The following is a 17,822-nucleotide window of genomic DNA, read 5'->3' as shown; positions in this document are numbered from 1 at the left end:
CGCCGTTTTGTGGGAGCGGGACTCTGCCCGCGAAGGCCACACCACCGATCACAAAAAAGGCGACCCGAAGGTCGCCTTTCGTTCACCTACCCCAAGCTTATTCGGCCAGCTTGAAGGTAATGAAGCTCGCCCGCCCCTGACGCAGCACGCGCATGGACACCGAACGGTTCTTCGGCAGGCCCTTGGCGATATCGGCGAACTGCTTCGACGACTCGATGGCCTGGTTGTTCAGGTGAGTGATGACATCCCCAGGCTGCAGGCCGATCAGTGCCGCCGGACCCTCCTGCACTTCCTTGATGACCACGCCGCCCTTGAGATCCAGCGACTTCTTCTGCTCGGCAGTCAGTTCCGCGACCGAGACGCCGAGGCGGTTGCTGCTGCGCTCGGTCTGGGCCTTGGCACCGGCATCCAGGTCCTGATCGTCATCGGGCATCGCGCCGACGGTGACGTCGATGGTGCGGCGCTTGCCTTCGCGGATCACTTCCAGGCTCGCCTTCGCACCGGCCTTGAGACCGCCCACGAGATGCGGCAGATCGGCCGACATGTCGATCGGCTGGCCGTTCATGCTCAGGATCACGTCACCGACCTGCAAGCCACCCTTGGCGGCCGGGCCGTCTTCAAGCACCTGCGCCACCAGCGCACCGGCCGGCTTGTCCAGACCGAACGACTCGGCCAGGTCCTTGTTGACCTCCTGAATGACCACACCCAGCCAGCCGCGGCTGACCTTGCCGTCTTTCTTGAGCTGATCCGACACATCCAGGGCCACGTCGATCGGGATGGCGAAGGACAGGCCCATGAAGCCGCCGGAACGGGTGAAAATCTGCGAGTTGATGCCCACTACCTCACCGTTCATGTTGAACAGCGGGCCGCCCGAGTTGCCTGGGTTGATGGCCACGTCGGTCTGGATGAACGGCACGTAGGCGTCATTGGGCAAGGTACGCCCCTTGGCGCTGACGATACCCTTGGTCACCGAATGGTCGAAGCCGAACGGCGAGCCGATGGCCAGCACCCATTCGCCCACTTTCAGTTTGGCGGAATCACCCAGTTTCACCGTGGGCAGGTTCTTGCCATCGATTTTCAGCAACGCCACGTCGGTCCGTGGATCGGTGCCGACCAGTTTGGCCTTGAGTTCACTGCGGTCGGACAGACGCACGATGATTTCGTCGGCATCGGCGATCACATGGTTGTTGGTCAGCACATAGCCGTCAGCCGAAACGATGAACCCCGAGCCCAGCGACTGCGCCTCGCGCTGGCGATCGCCCCGCTGCGGGGACCGTGGGCCACCGCGCGGCATGTTGCGCTCGAAGAACTCGCGGAACATCGGCGGCAGACCTTCCAGGTCCGGCATCTGGCTGGCAGCCACACCGCGGTCCGGCAGTTTCTGCGTGGTACTGATGTTCACCACCGCGGGCGACGCCTGCTCGACCAGAGTCGTGAAATCAGGCAGCGCTTCAGCCTGGACGCTGGCGATCTGGCCCAGCATCAGCACTGCCGCGAACAGTGAAAGAAAGGGTTTGAAACGTGGTATCGACATACGGCTCCCGTTCGTAACGAGCGTGGTTGAGCAATAGGGTTGTGCAGCCGCTGAAGGCGAATTCAGCGCAGAGCGGAATCCATGCTTGACTGCGGCGCACGGCAGCGAACCTGTAACGACTAGAAAAGCTCGCCCCCGAAGCACTGACCTATAAGAAAAAATCCGGAGGTTTGCAACCCGGATGAAACAGGTTTCACGTTAACGCTCGATGATTATCCAAGCATGAAGCGTTAGCGAGGGCCATGACCGCGCCATGAGGCATGTACCCTTCAGCGTACGGCATGAATGTCTTGCCGCTGTATCGACAGTGCAATTCGCTCCGCTGTACCCAAGGGAATTTCACCCACCACGGTGATCATCATTTCGCCATCCGAAGACTTCAAGCGACGCGACACGGCCGCCGTCGGACCCAGCTGCACACGGGTATCACGCGCAGAGGCGCCGTTTAGCGGTTCGAGAAAAACAGAGAAATGCGCAAGGCCGTCGGCGTACAGCAGGCTGGTCACATCGGCATTGCTGGCCGAAGATTTGCGCTGAGCCGTCTGCGCCAATTCGAAGCCGGCAGGTATCCATTTGGCCTGCCACGCGAGGGCATTGCTGGGGGCTGAACCGCTGCTCGCATGCAACACAGGCTTACAATTTGGCGTCGCCTTCAAGTCGGCAGGCGCAGGCGCTCCTGGCTGAAGCTGCGTGTACTGCAGACGCTCGAGCAGGCGCCCCTTCGCATCGATCAACAGGGATTTGAGCAACAGTCCCGTGTGCGCATCCAGGTGCATTTCGAAGGCGTAGCGATCACGATCACGCGGCACCATGGTCACGACCACGGCGTCGCGCCCAGCGACTCTCGAAGTACCGGCCACACGCAGTTGGTACCACGACATCAGCTTGAGCGGATCGAGGGTTGCGGCAGCGCTGCTGGACACCTTGCCACTCCCGGACACCGGGCTGCCCGTCATGCAGGTTAGCCGACCGTCGGTCTGCACGCGCTCGGAAGCGACGCCGTCGAGCTTGAGCACACGGTCGTGTACCGCGCCGTTACCGGTGCGGTGCCATATATGGTAGGTAGAAAAGTCGCCGTCGCGTTCGTAGACGAACGTCCCTTGGAAATCCTGCGTACGCTCGGCTTGCGCCATTGCGTCCAACCATTGGGCCGCATCGGGTGCGGCAATGGCCGGTGCGGCCAGGCCAAGTAGAATTGGCAGAAACAGGGCCGCACGCATGATCGGGATTAACGGTTTTCCATGCTCGCGGAGCGGGCAGATGGCAGGGCAGTGTCGGAACCTTTGGCAGCGGCTTCTTGCGAATGCTGACGCAGGTAACCCGGCAGACGCTGGTCGTTCAGACCTTCTTGGCCTTTGAGCACACCGCTGGCCATCGGGCCGGGCGCGTCGGAACTGTCCGGTGTGTAACCGGCCAGCACGGCTGGACCTTGCACCATCGGGGTCGACGGGGCTTGCTGGGCTGGCTGCTGCTGAGCGAGCTCGGATCCGGTGATGTCGTCCTGGTTGTACAGGCGAACACCGGCCAGCACCGCAACGGTCACCGATGCCGCTACGGCCAGACGACCGAGGCTGCGCCACGGGCCGCGAGCGGCCGGGGCTGGGGCGATGTCTTCGGCAATGGCTACCGACACCGCCGTCGACAGATCCAGACGTGGATCCAGAAGATCCTTGTGCATGACGGCACGAACGAGCTGATAACGTGCCCAGGTGGCACGGACCTCGACATCGTCCAACGCGGTCAGTACCCGACGCAGTTCCAATTCGTCCGCTTCGTTATCCATCACTGCGGACAGCGATTCCTGCAGGGCTTCACGACTCATGGCGTTCCTCTCTTGGCTATCGCCGCTGTCTCAGGATTCCTGCAACAACGGCTGCAGGGCTTTGTCGATGGCTTCCCGGGCACGGAAAATCCGCGACCGCACGGTCCCCACCGGACACTGCATGACACTGGCAATGTCTTCGTAACTCAGACCGTCGAACTCGCGCAGCGTCAATGCCGTGCGCAGGTCCTCAGGGAGCTGTTGGATGGTTCGATGGACGGTGCCTTCGATCTCATCGCGCAGCAATGAACGTTCTGGAGATTCGAGGTCCTTGAGGCCATGATCGCCGTCATAGAACTCCGCATCTTCAGAACTTACGTCACTGTCAGGTGGCCTGCGTCCGCGGGACACCAGATAGTTTTTCGCCGTGTTGATGGCGATACGGTACAGCCACGTATAGAACGCGCTGTCTCCGCGAAAGTTGCCCAATGCGCGGTAGGCCTTGATGAAAGCCTCCTGCGCCACGTCCTGGGCTTCATGGGTGTCGTGCACGAATCGCACGATCAACCCGAGAATCTTGTGCTGGTATTTCAGCACCAACAGATCGAAAGCTCGCCGATCACCGCGTTGTACACGCTCGACCAGCTGCTGATCCTCTTCCTGGGTTAGCATGAACACTCCTCATGGGTCCGGAAGGAGCGCTGCTCAGGCCATCGTTCAGGCTTGCAACCATAGACTCGGGCTATTCGCAAAAGTTCTCCCCTCCAGGCAAGTTTCCCGCAGGCCCGGATCAAGCCTGCACGGAAAGCGCAGCTCGAACGTGCCGAGCTGCGCCGATAATCTTTTCACCGATGACAGCACCCGGACCTAGCCGGTGCGCTCGTTGTTCGGCATTGTTTCCTTCTTACGGGCAACCTTCTATTGATTGCAGGGGTTCTAGGAAAGTTCCCACAAATACGAAGGTGAAGCCCTACACACAAAGGCCATGAATTCCTGGCACTGAAGTGGTTCAGCACCGACTACCTGCCCAAAGTGCCTGCCGCCATAGCGCAAGCCTCGATGTGGCTGCTATAAATGCCGCGCCATACCGGTGGGAAACGATTCCCTCGTGTGTCGAAGGTGCCGCTATTGTGCCGCTACCCCCTTGGATATACCAGCGGGATGTGCACAACGGGCGCGAACGGCGCGGTGGATGGTGACTCACGCGACATTACTTTCGGCATGCGGATGACCTTCGAATGGGTAAGCAACGGCAACACGATGTTCTGGTAATCGGTAGCGGAGCCGCGGGCTTGAGCCTTGCGCTGGCATTGCCCGCCACGCTGCGCATCGCGGTCATCAGCAAGGGCGGGCTCGGTGACGGCTCCACACCGTGGGCCCAAGGCGGGGTCGCCGCCGTGCTTGCAGACTCCGACAGCGTGGAAGCTCACGTGCAGGACACCCTCGATGCCGGCGCTGGCCTGTGCAATGAAGAAGCGGTCCGCTTCACGGTGCAGCACAGCCGCGCAGCGATTCAGTGGCTGGTCGAAATGGGTGTGCCGTTCACTCGCGAAGATGATTCGGATCCGGAACATACCGGCTTCCCCTTTCACCTTACGCGCGAAGGAGGCCATAGCCAGCGCCGCATCATCCATGCGGCCGATGCCACCGGCGCGGCTCTGTTCGACACCCTGCTGGCCCAGGCACGTCTGCATCCGAACATCGAGTTGCTGGAACAGTGCGCTGCCGTCGACCTGATCACCGAACGGCGCCTGGGCCGCACAGAGGATCGCTGTCTTGGCGCTTATGTGCTGGATCACCGCAGCGGTGAAGTGGACACCCACGGGGCGCGCTTCACCGTACTGGCCACCGGCGGCGCGGCCAAGGTCTACCTCTATACCAGCAACCCCGACGGCGCCTGCGGCGATGGCATTGCCATGGCTTGGCGCGCAGGCTGTCGTGTGGCCAATCTGGAATTCAACCAGTTCCACCCCACCTGCCTTTACCACCCCCAGGCCAAGAGTTTCCTGATCACCGAGGCGCTGCGCGGTGAAGGCGCCCTGCTCACGCTGGCCAATGGCGAACGTTTCATGCCGCGCTTCGATGCACGTGCAGAACTCGCACCGCGCGATATCGTGGCGCGCGCGATCGACCATGAAATGAAGCGCACCGGCGCCGAATGCGTGTACCTGGACATCAGCCACAAGCCGGCGGACTTCGTGCGCAGCCATTTCCCGACGGTCTACCAGCGCTGCTTGGAATTCGGCATCGACATCACCTGCGAGCGCATTCCCGTGGTGCCCGCAGCGCACTACACCTGCGGTGGCGTGCGGGTCGATGAGCATGGCTGCACCGACGTCCCCCGCCTGTACGCCATTGGCGAGACCAGCTCCACCGGCCTGCACGGCGCCAATCGCATGGCCAGCAACTCGCTGCTCGAGTGCATCGTCTATGCGCGTTCGGCCGCCGAGCACATCGTCGCGCAACTGGACCAGACCCAAGCGCCTGGGCCGCTGCCGCAGTGGGACGCGAGCCAGGTGACCGACTCGGACGAAGACGTGATCATCGCCCACAACTGGGACGAGTTGCGGCGCTTCATGTGGGACTACGTGGGCATCGTGCGCACCACCAAGCGCTTGCAGCGCGCGCAGCATCGAGTGCGCCTGCTACTCGACGAGATCGACGAGTTCTACAGCAACTACAAGGTCAGCCGCGACCTGATCGAACTGCGCAATCTGGCACAGGTGGCCGAGCTGATGATCGCGTCGGCCATGCAGCGCAAGGAAAGCCGCGGCCTGCATTACACGCTGGACTATCCGGACCTGCTGCCGCAGGCACAGGACACTATTCTGCAGCCGCCCACCTTCGTCGGCTGAACTTGAGGCGCAGACGCAGGCGACGGTGAGTGTCTGCGTCCAGGCCGTCGGGCAGCACGCAGGCGCTGCGCACGCGGCGCTGGCCTGCCAGGCGGAAGCGCAGAATGACCACCTGCGGCAATGCCATGCTGTCCGGACGTAGTTGCACCGCCTGCCAGCCATCGGCCTCGGTCCACACCGACCAGCCGCTGCGATCGCCACGCAAACCGGTGACGGCCTGGGGGTGGGCGAGTAACACCTCTCGCGGCAGCACATAAAGCCCATGCGCAATGCACAGCACCCCGGTCGCCAGGTGCACGAGCACCGGCGCCTCCATCAAGCCGTTCGCCAGCCAGGCGGCGGCCTGCGCCAGTGCGTAGAGCGCCAGCAGCCGTCGTGAAGGCTGCCAGTGGCATTCGAAGCGGTTACTTGGGCTGGACACGGTCCAGAATCATCCGGACCATGCGCTGCAACTCGGGGTCCTGCGATTCGTTGCGCTCCATGAACCAGCCGAACATGTCCTGATCTTCACATTCGAGCAGACGCACGTAGAGGTCACGATCCACCTGATTCAAGTGGGGATAGACTTCCTTGACGAAAGGCACCAGCAACACGTCCAGCTCCAGCATGCCGCGGCGGCTGTGCCAGTAAAGCCGGTTGAGTTCAACGTTTTCGACCATGGGGGGGCTCCTTGAATAGGCGCGCAGTATACAGACGCGCCGATGGGGTGTCAGGGCGGCAGGGATAGCATTCCCCCGGTGCGGGGCTCTATGATGATGTCCATTCTTTTCAACTCAGCGATGACCCATGTCCGATACCGCTATGTTCTGCACCCTGGCCCACGAGGGCGTCCTGGCCGTTCGCGGCTCGGACGCCAGCAAGTTTCTGCAGGGCCAGCTGACCTGCAATCTCAACTACCTGGACGAGCACACTGCCAGCCTCGGTGCGCGTTGCACCCAGAAAGGCCGCATGCAGTCCAGCTTCCGCATCCTGTTGCAAGGCGATGGCTGCGTGCTGGCCATGGCTCGCGGCCTGCTCGAAGCGCAGTTGGCCGACCTGAAAAAGTACGCCGTGTTCTCCAAGTCCAAGTTGACCGACGAAAGTGATGCCTGGGTGCGTTTCGGCGTTCAGCATGGCGATGGCGCTCTGACTGCCCTGGGCCTGCAACTGCCCCTGGAAACCGACGCGGTGGTGCGCCACGGCGCGCTGATCGCGGTACGGGTATCCCCCGCCCGAGCCGAGCTGTGGGCGCCTGCCGAGCAGGCCGAGAACCTGACCCTTCGACTGGGTGAGCAGCTGACTCAAGGATCGCTCGACGAGTGGCTGCTGGGTCAGATTCGCGCCGGCATCGGCCAGGTGCTCGAACCGACCCGCGAGCTGTTCATCCCGCAGATGCTCAACCTGCAGGCCGTGGGGGGCGTGAGCTTCAAGAAGGGTTGCTACACCGGCCAGGAAATCGTCGCGCGCATGCAGTACCTGGGCAAGCTCAAGCGCCGCCTCTACCACGTCCGACTGGCCGGTTCGACACGACCGGAGCCAGGTACCGGGTTGTTCTCGCCGGTGCACGGCAGCGCCATCGGCGAGATCGCCCTGGCCGCACCGACGAGCGATGGCTACGAGGCCCTGGCGGTCCTTCAGGACAACGCCGTCGAAGACGGTCGCATCCACCTGGGTAGCCTGGAAGGTCCGGCGCTGGAACTTCTCACCCTGCCCTATACACTTGATCGAGACCGAGAAATCCAGCGCTAGCAGCGCCTTACATAGGCCCTGCGCCCCCTTCCCCGCTATGCCGAGGCGCCGAATGAACCAACTGGCAGACACAGTACAACGCGATTTGCTGGCCGCCATCGAGCGTGACGATCTGGTTCTGCCGACCATGCCGGAAGTGGCCCTCAAAATTCGCGAAGCGGCGGAGGACGACAACGTCAGCGTCAATCGGCTCAGCCAGGTCATCGCCCAGGATGCGGCGCTCTCGGCGCGCCTGCTCAAGGTGGTCAACAGCCCGCTGCTGCGGGCCAGCTTCGAAGTGACCGACGTGCGCACGGCGATCAATCGCCTGGGTGTCAACTACAGCAGCAACCTGGCCATCGGTCTGGTGATCGAGCAGATTTTCCATGCCCGCGCCCCTGCCGTGCAGAGCCGCATGCGTGAGGCCTGGCGAACCAGCCTGGAGGTGGCGGGCATGTGCACCGAACTGGCGCGGCGTTTCACTTCGCTCAAGCCCGACCGCGCGGCCCTGGCCGGCCTGGTGCACCAGATCGGCGTACTGCCGATCCTGACCTACGCTCAGGAGCGCAACGAGCTGCTCTCTGACCCGGTTTGCCTCAGCCATGTGATCGAGCACATTCACCCGCGGATTGGTGACCGTATCCTGCGCAAATGGGATTTCCCGGCGATGCTGGCGAAGGTGCCCGGCCAGTTTCTGGATCTGAACCGGGATAACCCGGAAACCGATTACGGCGACCTGGTGATGATCGCCACCCTGCTGCGCCTGCCGCATAACACCGGCCTACCGACCCTGGTCGAACACCCGGCGTATCGACGCCTGGAGATCAAGCAGAGCCCGGTGCTGCTGGCCAGTGACTTGATGCACGCGCAGACGCTGCTCAGCTAGAGCGGAAAGTCGACACGCACTTTCAAACCGCCTCGGGCGCCATCGTGCAGGCTGATCCGCGCCATGTGGGCGCGACAGATCTCGCCGACGATCGCCAGGCCCAGCCCGGTACCGGCGCTGTGCGGGTTGCGCCGATAGAAACGCTCGAACACGCGATCGCGTTCATCTGCCGGAATACCCGGCCCGTCGTCTTCCACTTCGAGGATGCCGGGGGCCAGCACGCGCAGGATGACGTTGCCGCCGGCCGGGGTGTGGGCCAGGGCGTTGTCCACCAGGTTGCTGAGCAATTCGTTGAGCAACGTCGGCTCGCCGCGCAGCCAGATCGGCTGATCGGCCTCCAGTGCCAATGCCACCCCCCGGCCATGGGCCAGGGGCGCCATGGCCATGCCCAGTTCGCGCGCCAGCTGGCTCAGGTCCAGACGCTGGGCGCCACCTTCGGCAATGGCCCGGGCGCCGTTCTCGACCCTGGCCAGGGACAGCAACTGGTTGGCCAGGTGGGTCAGCTTGTCGGTGCCCTGCACTGCTTCCTGCAACGTGGTCCGCCAGACCTCCGGCTGCTCGGCACGCAAGCCTAGCTCGACGCGTGCCTTGAGCGCGGCCAGCGGCGTACGCAACTCATGGGCGGCATCGGCGATGAACTGCGCTTGCCGCTCGAACTGAACGCGCAGACGCTCGGTGAAATGGTTGAGCGCCTGCACCAGCGGCCACAGCTCGCGCTGCACCTCCACCAGCGGCAAGGGGCGCAGGTCATCGGGCTGACGGTCCTCGACTTCGTCGCGCAGCCGCTCCAATGGCCGCAGCGCTGCGCTGACCGTGATCCACACCAGCAGCAACGCGCCGATGCCCAACATGCCCAGGCGCAACAAGGTGTCGGCCATCAGGCTGCGAGCCATGGAGACGCGCGCCTCTTCGGTCTCGGCCACGCGAATCTCCGCCATGCCGATCATGTTCGGCTCGCTGACGGCCTTGAGCAGGCTCACCACGCGCACGTCCTGGCCCAGGTAGCGACCGCTGTAGAAGGTGGCCAGGGCCGGATAATCGTCCGTGCGTGGCGTGCCCTTGGGCGGCGCCGGCAGGTTTTCGTAGCCGGAGATCAGTTTGTTGTCGATGTCGTTGACCTGGTAATAGATACGCCCGGCGCTGTCGTAGGCGAAGGTATCCAGCGCCACGTAGGGCACGTCTGCGCTGAGTGTGCCATCGCGCTGGGACAGCCCGGCGGCGATGGTACGCGCCGACGCCAGCAGGGTTCGGTCATAGGCCGTGTCGGCCGCTTCACGCCCGTTCCAGTAGGCACTCAGGCCGCTGGCCAGCATGAGGAAGACCAGCAGCATCGCGAGGTTCCACAGCAACCGCCAACGCAGGCTGCTGACCTCACGCATCGCGGCTTTCCAACAGGTAGCCCAGACCCCGGAAGGTGACGATGGCGATCGGCTGCTTGTCGAGCTTCTTGCGCAGGCGGTGCACGTAGATCTCGATGGCATCGGCACTGGCCTCTTCGTCCAGCCCGAACACCTGGGCCGCCAACTGCTCCTTGCTCATCACCCGTCCTGGCCGGGCGATCAGCGCTTCGAGCACTGCCTGCTCGCGGGAGGTCAGGGTCAGCAACTCCTTGCCCAGGGTGAAGCGGCGCGTGTCCAGGTCGTAGGCCAGCGGACCGCAGCGCTGCTGCCGCTCTCCTCCAAGCACGGTGCGCCGCAGCAGCGCCTTGACCCGGGCTTCGAGTTCGGTGAGCTCGAACGGCTTGGCCAGGTAGTCGTCGGCGCCCAGGTTCAGACCATGAACGCGGTCCTTGACGTCGCTGCGCGCGGTGAGCATCAACACCGGCAGGTTCTTGCCCCGCGCCCGCAGGCGCGCCAGCACCTCGAAACCATCGAGCCTGGGCAGGCCGACATCCAATATGGCGGCAGCGTATTCCTCGCTGGCCAGGGCCAGGTCCGCAGCCACGCCGTCGTGCAGCACATCGACGGTCAGGCCGGTGGCCTTCAGCGCCTGGGCGACACTTTCGGCCAACTGCAGGTGATCTTCTACAAGCAGGACACGCATCGGTATTCCTCACGGCCAATCTTTTTCAGGTCGAGATGATGCCGCCGCAGTCCGGTGTTGGCTGCCACCGAAACTTTGCGCGAACGGCTCATCAAGCGCTTTATGGGCCCGAGTTTACAGGCCCGCGACGCGCTGTGAAGCAGTCTTGGCAGATTGAAAGCCACTGAAAGCTTGGTGAAAGGTTCGCAACATATGGTTTCAGCAAGGCGGGTACCCAGAGACCTGCCACGCAAACGTCACTGTACGTTTTCGATAACAAGAACAACAATGGAGAAACGCCCATGATCCGCGCCATGCGTCCGCTTGCCCTGGCTGTCAGCTGCCTGTTCATCAGTGCACCGCTGCTCGCCCAGGAAGAACCCAAACGTCCTGAATGCATTGCCCCAGCCTCGCCTGGCGGTGGCTTCGATTTGACCTGCAAACTCGCTCAAAGCGCGCTGGTCAACGAGAAACTGCTGTCCAAGCCCATGCGTGTGACCTACATGCCTGGCGGCGTCGGTGCCGTGGCCTACAACGCCGTGGTGGCCCAGCGTCCGGCCGATGCGGGAACCCTGGTGGCCTGGTCCAGCGGCTCGTTGCTGAACCTGGCTCAAGGCAAGTTCGGTCGTTTCGACGAAAGCGCCGTGCGCTGGCTGGCGGCGGTCGGTACCAGCTATGGTGCCATCGCGGTCAAGAACGACTCGCCTTACAAGACCCTGGATGACCTGGTCAAGGCGCTCAAGGCCGATCCGAGCAAAGTGGTGATCGGCTCCGGCGGCACCGTCGGCAGCCAGGACTGGATGCAGACCGCGCTGATCGCCAAGGCCGCCGGGATCAACCCGCGCGACCTGCGCTACGTGGCCCTGGAAGGTGGCGGCGAAATCGCCACGGCCCTGCTCGGCGGCCACATCCAGGTGGGCAGCACCGACATCTCCGACTCCATGCCGCACATCCTCAGCGGCGACATGCGGCTGCTCGCGGTGTTCTCCGACAAGCGTCTGGACGAGCCGGAAATGAAGGACATCCCGACCGCCAAGGAACAGGGCTACGACATTGTCTGGCCGGTGGTGCGCGGCTTCTACCTCGGGCCGAAAGTGACCGACGCGGAATACGACTGGTGGAAAGCGGCGTTCGACAAGCTGCTGGCATCCGAAGAGTTCGCCAAGCTGCGTGACCAGCGCGAGCTGTTCCCGTTCGCCATGACCGGGCCGGAGCTGGATACCTACGTGAAGAAACAGGTGGCCGAGTACAAGACCCTGGCCAAGGAATTCGGGCTGGTTCAGTAATCGGGCTGGGGCTGTGTGATGCCCATTCGCGGGCAGAGACCCGCTCCCACAAGGGTTCAGAATGTGCAGACCTGTGGGAGCGGGTCTCTGCCCGCGAATGGCTTTCCCCCGCCCCCCCACCACCTTCACTCTTCACGAAGGAACATGACCATGATCATGATCGTTCAACGGCTTTTCGCCCTGCTGTTGCTGCTCGTCTGTGCCGGTCTGGCGCTGATGGCCTGGCCGTATCAGGCGCCCTTTTCCTATGAGCCGGTCGGCCCGCGTGCCTACCCGCTGCTGATGCTCGGCCTGATGAGCCTTGCGCTCCTCTACCTGGTGTTTCGCCCTACCCCGATCGTGCACAGCGAGGAAGAACCGCCGCTGGATCGCCCGACCTTGAAGAAGATCGCCATGTGCATCGGCCTGCTGCTGGTGTTCGCCGGGTTGTTCGAGCCGCTGGGCTTCATTCTCAGCAGCGTGCTGATCGGCATCCCGATGGCCCTGCTGTATGGCGGCCGTGCGGTGCCCAGCGTGATCATCATCACCCTGATGAGCATCGGCCTGTACGTGCTTTTCGATAAAGTCATGGACGTGCCGCTGCCCCTGGGTCTGCTCAGCGTTCTGGAGAACTGACATGGATACTCTTGGCTACCTGGGTCAGGGCTTCGGCGTTGCACTGACCCCCTACAACCTCGTCACCGCCCTCTCGGGCACCCTGATCGGCACCGTGGTCGGCCTGCTGCCGGGCCTGGGGCCGATCAACGGCGTGGCCCTGCTGATTCCGATCGCCTTCGCCCTGGGCCTACCGCCGGAATCGGCGCTGATCCTGCTGGCGGCGGTGTACCTGGGCTGCGAATACGGCGGCCGCATCAGTTCGATCCTGCTCAACATTCCCGGCGAAGCCTCGACCGTGATGACCACCCTGGACGGCTACCCGATGGCCCGTCAGGGCCTGGCCGGCGTGGCGCTCTCGCTGTCCGCCTGGAGCTCGTTCATCGGCGCGTTCATCGCCACCTGCGGCATGGTCATGTTTGCCCCGATCCTGGCCAAATGGGCGATCGCCTTCGGTCCGGCGGAGTACTTCGTGCTGATGGTGTTCGCCATCGTCTGCCTGGGCGGCATGGCCGGTGACCGGCCGCTGAAGACGTTTATCGCGGCGTTGATCGGCCTGTTCCTGTCCAGTGTCGGCATCGACGCCAACAGCGGCGTGTACCGCTTCACTGGCGACAACATCCACCTGGCCGACGGCATTCAGTTCGTCGTGCTGGTGCTGGGCCTGTTCTCGATCAGCGAGATCCTCCTGCTGCTGGAAAAGACTCACCATGGCAGCGTGGCCGTCACCGCCACCGGGCGCATGATGTTCAACCTCAAGGAGGCCGCTTCGGTGTTCTGGGTGAACATCCGCTGCGGCGTGCTGGGCTTCATCATGGGCGTACTGCCCGGTGCCGGTGCGACCCTGGCCAGCGCCGTGGCCTACACCACCGAAAAACGCCTGGCCGGTGCCAACGGCAAGTTCGGCCAGGGTGACAAGCGCGGCCTGGCCGCCCCGGAAACCGCCATCGGCGCGACCGCCTGTGGCGCGCTGGTGCCGATGCTGACCCTGGGCGTACCGGGTTCGGGCACCACCGCGGTGATGATCGGCGCCCTGTCGCTGTACAACATCACGCCGGGCCCACTGCTGTTCCAACAGCAGCCGGACATCGTCTGGGGCCTGATCGCTTCGCTGTTCATCGCCAACATCATGCTGGTGATCCTGAACATCCCGATGATCCGCATCTTCACCAAGATCCTCGCCGTGCCGAACTGGGCACTGGTGCCGGTGATCGCCATCATCACCGGGATCGGCGTCTACGCCGTGCACGCGACGACCTTCGACCTGTTCCTGATGATCGGCATCGGCATCTTCGGCTACATCCTGCGCAAGCTGGACTTCCCGCTGTCGCCGGTCCTGCTCGGGTTCATCCTGGGTGGCCTGATGGAGCAGAACCTGCGCCGTGCGCTGTCGATCTCCAACGGTGAGCTGCAGATTCTCTGGGGCAGCCCGATCACCGCCGGTGTCTGGGTCCTGACCGTGCTGATGCTGCTGTTGCCCGTGGTTCGCATCTGGCGCAAACGTGCCGCCCTGCGTCGTGCCGCTGCCGATGTTTGATCGGTTTCTGCACAGTTGGTGGGGTACACCCTTCGTCGGTCTGGCTGGCGGTTACCTCGCCAGCCTGATCGGTTGGCCACTGCCTTGGATGATCGGCTCGTTGCTGGCGATCATCCTGGTGCGCTGCCTGACACCCTGGCAACTGGCGGAAATACCCAACGGCCGCAAGCTCGGCCAATGGATCGTCGGCATAGGGATTGGCCTGCACTTCACGCCGTTGGTGATGGAACAGGTAGCGGGCCATTTCGGCCCGATTTTTTTGGTGCGCTGATCACCAGCGTGTCGAGTGCCGTGGGCGTGTGGCTGATGCTGCGCACCGGTGAAGACCGGCCCACGGCTTTCTTTTCAAGCATGCCGGGCGGTTCCGGCGAGATGGTCAACCTGGGCGCGCGCAACGGCGCCGACCTCAGCCGCGTCGCGGCCGGGCAGAGCCTGCGGGTGCTGGCGGTGGTGCTGTGCGTGCCGGCGCTGTTCAAGTTCCTGCTCGGCGAAGGCACGCCGATCAGCCACGAAGGGGCTGTCGACTGGGCCTGGCTGGCGCTGATTTTCCCGCTCGCGGGCCTGGCCGCCTGGATCTGGCAACGCCTGGACCAGCCCAACCCCTGGCTGTTCGGCCCCTTGCTGGTGAGTGCCGCCATGAGCGTGAGTTTCGACTTGCACATCGGCCTGCCCGACGGCGGCAGCCAGATCGGCCAGTGGCTGATCGGCAGCGGCCTGGGCTGCCACTTCAACCGAGCGTTCTTCCGTCGAGCACCATCGTTCCTGGCTCGCACGCTGGTCAGCACCGCCCTGACCATGGCCATCGCTGCGGGCTGCGCGCTGGCCTTGAGCGCCCTGACCCATCTGGACCTGCGCTCGCTGACGTTGGGCATGATGCCCGGCGGCATCGCCGAGATGAGCCTGACCGCCGAGGTGCTGCAACTGTCGGTCCCGCTGGTGACGGCGATGCAGGTGATGCGTCTGCTGTTCGTGCTGTTTCTGGCCGAGCCGCTGTTTCGCCAGTGGCAGAAACGTCGACCGGTGTCCTAGGGCAGGCGCCAGTCGATGGGGGTCAGGCCGTTCTGCTCCAGAAACTTGTTGGCGCGACTGAAATGGCCGTTGCCGATGAAGCCCTTGTGCGCCGACAACGGCGAAGGATGCACGGACGTCAGCACCAGGTGCTTGCTGTTGTCGATCAACTTCTGCTTGCTCTGCGCATGGGCGCCCCAGAGCATGAAGACCACGCTGGACTGATGCTCACTGACCACCTCGATGATGCGGTCGGTGAACGGCTGCCAGCCTTTCTTGGCGTGGGAGGCGGCATTCGCCCGCTCCACCGTCATGGTGGTGTTGAGCAGCAAGACACCCTGCTCCGCCCAACTTTGCAGATAGCCGTGCTTGGGAATGTCGATATTCAGGTCGCGCTTGAGCTCTTTGTAGATGTTCACCAGCGACGGCGGCGTGGGAATGCCCGGCTGCACCGAAAAGCACAGGCCATGAGCCTGGCCAGGACCGTGGTAGGGATCCTGACCGAGGATGACGACTTTCACCTGATCCAGCGGCGTGGTGTTCAGCGCGTTGAAAATCATCGGCCCGGGCGGATAGATCTCTTTGCCCTGCGCATGTTCTTCACGCAGGAATTCGCGCAACTGCGCCATGTAGGGCTTGTCGAATTCCTCACGCAGTGCAGCTTTCCAGCTAGGCTCGAGTTTGATGCGGTCGTCTGTACTCATTTATCACCAGAAATCAGTAGGCAGCAGAAATCAGTGGGCGGACGGTAGGAAAGCGAACCCGGAAAGTCAAATCCAGACACAATCGCGCACTGCAACCCTACGTTGGCCATTTGCGGTCTTCTTCCCCCCGCCACCGCCCTTTCGATGCGAGGTCAGGATGGATTTGAATTTCGAAGAACTCAGCGCCGGCAATGGCGCACGTATCGGCGTCGTCTCCCTGAATGCGGAGAAGACGCTCAATGCTCTGACCTTGCCGATGCTCGAAGCGCTCGCGGGAAAATTCGATGCCTGGGCGCAGGACGATCGCGTGGTGTGCGTCGTGCTGCGCGGTGAGGGTGAGAAAGCCTTCTGCGCCGGTGGCGATGTGCGCAGCCTGGTGCAGGCCTGCCGTGCCCACCCCGGCGAAGTGCCTGACCTGGCCGCGCGCTTCTTCGCTGCCGAATACCGCTTCGACTACCGCCTGCACACCTACCCCAAGCCGGTGATCTGCTGGGGCCATGGCTATGTACTGGGCGGCGGGATGGGCCTGCTGCAGGCCTCGAGCATCCGCATCGTCACGCCCAGCAGCCGCCTGGCCATGCCGGAGATCACCATCGGCCTGTACCCGGACGTCGGCGCCAGCACGTTCCTGTCACGCATGCCGGGCAAGCTCGGTCTGTTCCTGGGCCTGACCGGCGCGCAGATCAACGCGCGGGACGCTCTGGACCTGGACCTGGCCGACCGCTGCCTGCGCGATGACCAATACGAAGACTTGCTCGACGGCCTGCTGCAACTCAACTGGCAGGAGCAGACCGCCATGCAGTTGAACAGCCTGCTCAAGGCCCTCGAACACGATTCCCGCGACACGGTGCCCGCCGCGCAATGGCTACCGCGCCGCGCGGCCATTGACGCGCAATTGGATGTCAGCGACGCACCAGCGGCCTGGCACGCGCTGGTGCAATGGCAGCAGCATGACGACCCGTTGCTGGCCAAGGCCGCCGGCAATCTGGCCAAAGGCTGCCCACTAACGGCCCATCTGATCTGGGCCCAGTTGGCCCGTGCCCGGCACCTGTCGCTGGCCCAGGTGTTCCAGATGGAATACAGCCTGAGCCTGAACTGCTGCCGCCATCCCGAATTCAGCGAAGGCGTGCGCGCTCGTCTGATCGACAAGGACAACCAGCCGCACTGGCACTGGCCTGACGTCGACCATGTGCCGCAAGCGGTGGTCGAGGCGCATTTCGGCAAGGCCTGGGAGGGCCGTCATCCATTGGCGGACCTGTGCGACTACTAAAGGCGATCTGCCTGGAACAACGAAAAACGGCGCCCCTGAGGGCGCCGTTGCAGGCTAGTGCCGACCGCCGCGACCGGGGCCCCGACCAGGACCCCGGTCCGGACCTCGACCGCGGTTCCAATCCTGACCGTAATGGCGCGGCGGGCCGTCACGCCACCTGGCATCGGGGCCGCGGCCGGGCCCGAATCCGGGCCGGTAGTTCGGCGGAGGTGGACCGAAGTAGCGCGGCGGCGGTACCGCGTAGTAACGAGGCGCGGAGTAGTAACGCGGTCCCTCGTAGTACCGTGGCGCCGGTGTCACGTAGTAACCGCTGCTGTAGGGCTGGCTGTACGGGTAGTGGCCAGCACGCGGCGCGCTCTCCACGGAATAGACTTCGGTGCGGTAGTAACCTCCCCCTCCATAGGGCACACAGGCACTTGTCGACAAGGCCAATACCACGATCAAAAGAGCTCTAAGGGACATAAGCGGCCTCCTGGACCGCGAGAGGGATCGAACCAGCACGACTGGTCGGTACCCGGAACAACGGTTTTGGGCATAACTCAGACAGCCGGAAAGATACTGCATTTCACTCGGCAATAAATTGATACAAAGCCTCATCCAAGGGTGCCCGACGGCGTCATTCGCCGCCGTGTCCCATGCTGCCGTAGAATGCGGGCA

The 17,822-nt window shown here is 63.5% G+C and carries 17 protein-coding genes and 1 pseudogene; 8 read left to right on the top strand and 10 right to left on the bottom strand.

Annotated elements, in window-relative coordinates; translation table 11 throughout:
• Positions 1-97: 97 nt before the first annotated feature.
• The 4 genes from BLV18_RS04805 to rpoE all read right to left on the bottom strand — a co-directional run bounded on the left by BLV18_RS04805 (position 98) and on the right by rpoE (position 3,968).
• Positions 98-1,483, bottom strand: a complete 1,386-nt coding sequence (locus tag BLV18_RS04805) for a DegQ family serine endoprotease (protein WP_244156927.1) — start codon at positions 1,481-1,483, stop codon at positions 98-100.
• Between the two features lie 320 nt (positions 1,484-1,803).
• Positions 1,804-2,754 carry a MucB/RseB C-terminal domain-containing protein gene (locus BLV18_RS04800; protein WP_090356675.1) on the bottom strand — a complete coding sequence of 317 codons (951 nt, stop codon included), beginning with the start codon at positions 2,752-2,754 and terminating at the stop codon, positions 1,804-1,806.
• A gap of 8 nt (positions 2,755-2,762) precedes the next feature.
• Complete coding sequence (locus tag BLV18_RS04795) at positions 2,763-3,356, bottom strand: sigma-E factor negative regulatory protein (protein WP_090356673.1); 594 nt, start codon at positions 3,354-3,356, stop codon at positions 2,763-2,765.
• 30 nt (positions 3,357-3,386) lie between these two features.
• On the bottom strand, positions 3,387-3,968 hold the full coding sequence (gene rpoE / locus BLV18_RS04790) for an RNA polymerase sigma factor RpoE/AlgU (RefSeq protein ID WP_011535354.1): 582 nt from the start codon (positions 3,966-3,968) through the stop codon (positions 3,387-3,389).
• Between the two features lie 566 nt (positions 3,969-4,534).
• Here rpoE and nadB point away from each other — a divergent pair.
• Positions 4,535-6,151, top strand: coding sequence for an L-aspartate oxidase (gene nadB / locus BLV18_RS04785; RefSeq protein WP_090356671.1), 1,617 nt, complete (start codon positions 4,535-4,537; stop codon positions 6,149-6,151).
• Here the strand turns inward: nadB and BLV18_RS04780 are convergent.
• Both BLV18_RS04780 and BLV18_RS04775 read right to left on the bottom strand, forming a co-directional pair.
• The gene (locus BLV18_RS04780; RefSeq protein WP_090356669.1) at positions 6,120-6,572 is read right to left on the bottom strand and encodes a protein YgfX; all 453 of its coding nucleotides are present in this window, start codon (positions 6,570-6,572) and stop codon (positions 6,120-6,122) included. The genes nadB and BLV18_RS04780 overlap by 32 nt on opposite strands.
• The gene (locus tag BLV18_RS04775) at positions 6,556-6,810 is read right to left on the bottom strand and encodes an FAD assembly factor SdhE (protein ID WP_043187050.1); all 255 of its coding nucleotides are present in this window, start codon (positions 6,808-6,810) and stop codon (positions 6,556-6,558) included. Before BLV18_RS04775 ends, BLV18_RS04780 begins: the two co-directional genes overlap by 17 nt.
• Positions 6,811-6,937: 127 nt before the next feature.
• On the opposite strand from BLV18_RS04775, the gene ygfZ reads away from it, so the two are divergent.
• Both ygfZ and BLV18_RS04765 read left to right on the top strand, forming a co-directional pair.
• Positions 6,938-7,879, top strand: coding sequence for a CAF17-like 4Fe-4S cluster assembly/insertion protein YgfZ (ygfZ, locus tag BLV18_RS04770; protein WP_090356667.1), 942 nt, complete (start codon positions 6,938-6,940; stop codon positions 7,877-7,879).
• Positions 7,880-7,931: 52 nt separating this feature from the next.
• Positions 7,932-8,744, top strand: a complete 813-nt coding sequence (locus BLV18_RS04765; RefSeq protein ID WP_090356665.1) for an HDOD domain-containing protein — start codon at positions 7,932-7,934, stop codon at positions 8,742-8,744.
• Here the strand turns inward: BLV18_RS04765 and BLV18_RS04760 are convergent.
• Complete coding sequence (locus BLV18_RS04760) at positions 8,741-10,123, bottom strand: sensor histidine kinase (RefSeq protein ID WP_049860715.1); 1,383 nt, start codon at positions 10,121-10,123, stop codon at positions 8,741-8,743. The genes BLV18_RS04765 and BLV18_RS04760 overlap by 4 nt on opposite strands.
• Positions 10,116-10,787 carry a response regulator gene (locus tag BLV18_RS04755; RefSeq protein WP_049860714.1) on the bottom strand — a complete coding sequence of 224 codons (672 nt, stop codon included), beginning with the start codon at positions 10,785-10,787 and terminating at the stop codon, positions 10,116-10,118. The genes BLV18_RS04760 and BLV18_RS04755 overlap by 8 nt, the downstream gene beginning before the upstream one ends.
• 281 nt (positions 10,788-11,068) lie before the next feature.
• Here BLV18_RS04755 and BLV18_RS04750 point away from each other — a divergent pair, with 281 nt between their 5' ends.
• The 4 genes and pseudogenes from BLV18_RS04750 to BLV18_RS04735 all read left to right on the top strand — a co-directional run bounded on the left by BLV18_RS04750 (position 11,069) and on the right by BLV18_RS04735 (position 15,212).
• A complete protein-coding gene (locus tag BLV18_RS04750) occupies positions 11,069-12,052 on the top strand; it encodes a Bug family tripartite tricarboxylate transporter substrate binding protein (protein WP_049860713.1) in 984 nt (327 codons plus the stop codon).
• A 156-nt stretch (positions 12,053-12,208) separates the two neighbouring features.
• Complete coding sequence (locus tag BLV18_RS04745) at positions 12,209-12,667, top strand: tripartite tricarboxylate transporter TctB family protein (protein ID WP_049860761.1); 459 nt, start codon at positions 12,209-12,211, stop codon at positions 12,665-12,667.
• Between the two features lies 1 nt (position 12,668).
• Positions 12,669-14,183, top strand: a complete 1,515-nt coding sequence (locus BLV18_RS04740; RefSeq protein ID WP_049860712.1) for a tripartite tricarboxylate transporter permease — start codon at positions 12,669-12,671, stop codon at positions 14,181-14,183.
• Positions 14,176-15,212 (top strand): annotated as a pseudogene (locus tag BLV18_RS04735) (AbrB family transcriptional regulator). Before BLV18_RS04740 ends, BLV18_RS04735 begins: the two are co-directional and overlap by 8 nt.
• On the opposite strand, the gene ung reads toward BLV18_RS04735, so the two are convergent.
• Complete coding sequence (gene ung, locus BLV18_RS04730) at positions 15,209-15,895, bottom strand: uracil-DNA glycosylase (protein ID WP_056845130.1); 687 nt, start codon at positions 15,893-15,895, stop codon at positions 15,209-15,211. The pseudogene BLV18_RS04735 and the gene ung sit on opposite strands and share 4 nt — an antisense overlap.
• A gap of 157 nt (positions 15,896-16,052) precedes the next feature.
• On the opposite strand from ung, the gene BLV18_RS04725 reads away from it, so the two are divergent.
• A complete protein-coding gene (locus tag BLV18_RS04725) occupies positions 16,053-17,165 on the top strand; it encodes an enoyl-CoA hydratase/isomerase DspII (protein ID WP_090356663.1) in 1,113 nt (370 codons plus the stop codon).
• Between the two features lie 54 nt (positions 17,166-17,219).
• Here BLV18_RS04725 and BLV18_RS04720 read toward each other — a convergent pair whose 3' ends face one another.
• On the bottom strand, positions 17,220-17,627 hold the full coding sequence (locus tag BLV18_RS04720; RefSeq protein WP_090356660.1) for a hypothetical protein: 408 nt from the start codon (positions 17,625-17,627) through the stop codon (positions 17,220-17,222).
• Positions 17,628-17,822 lie beyond the last annotated feature (195 nt).

The sequence above is a fragment of the Pseudomonas coleopterorum genome (genome assembly GCF_900105555.1).
Classification (GTDB): Bacteria; Pseudomonadota; Gammaproteobacteria; order Pseudomonadales; family Pseudomonadaceae; genus Aquipseudomonas; species Aquipseudomonas coleopterorum.
This window is presented reverse-complemented; position numbering and strand designations above follow the sequence as displayed.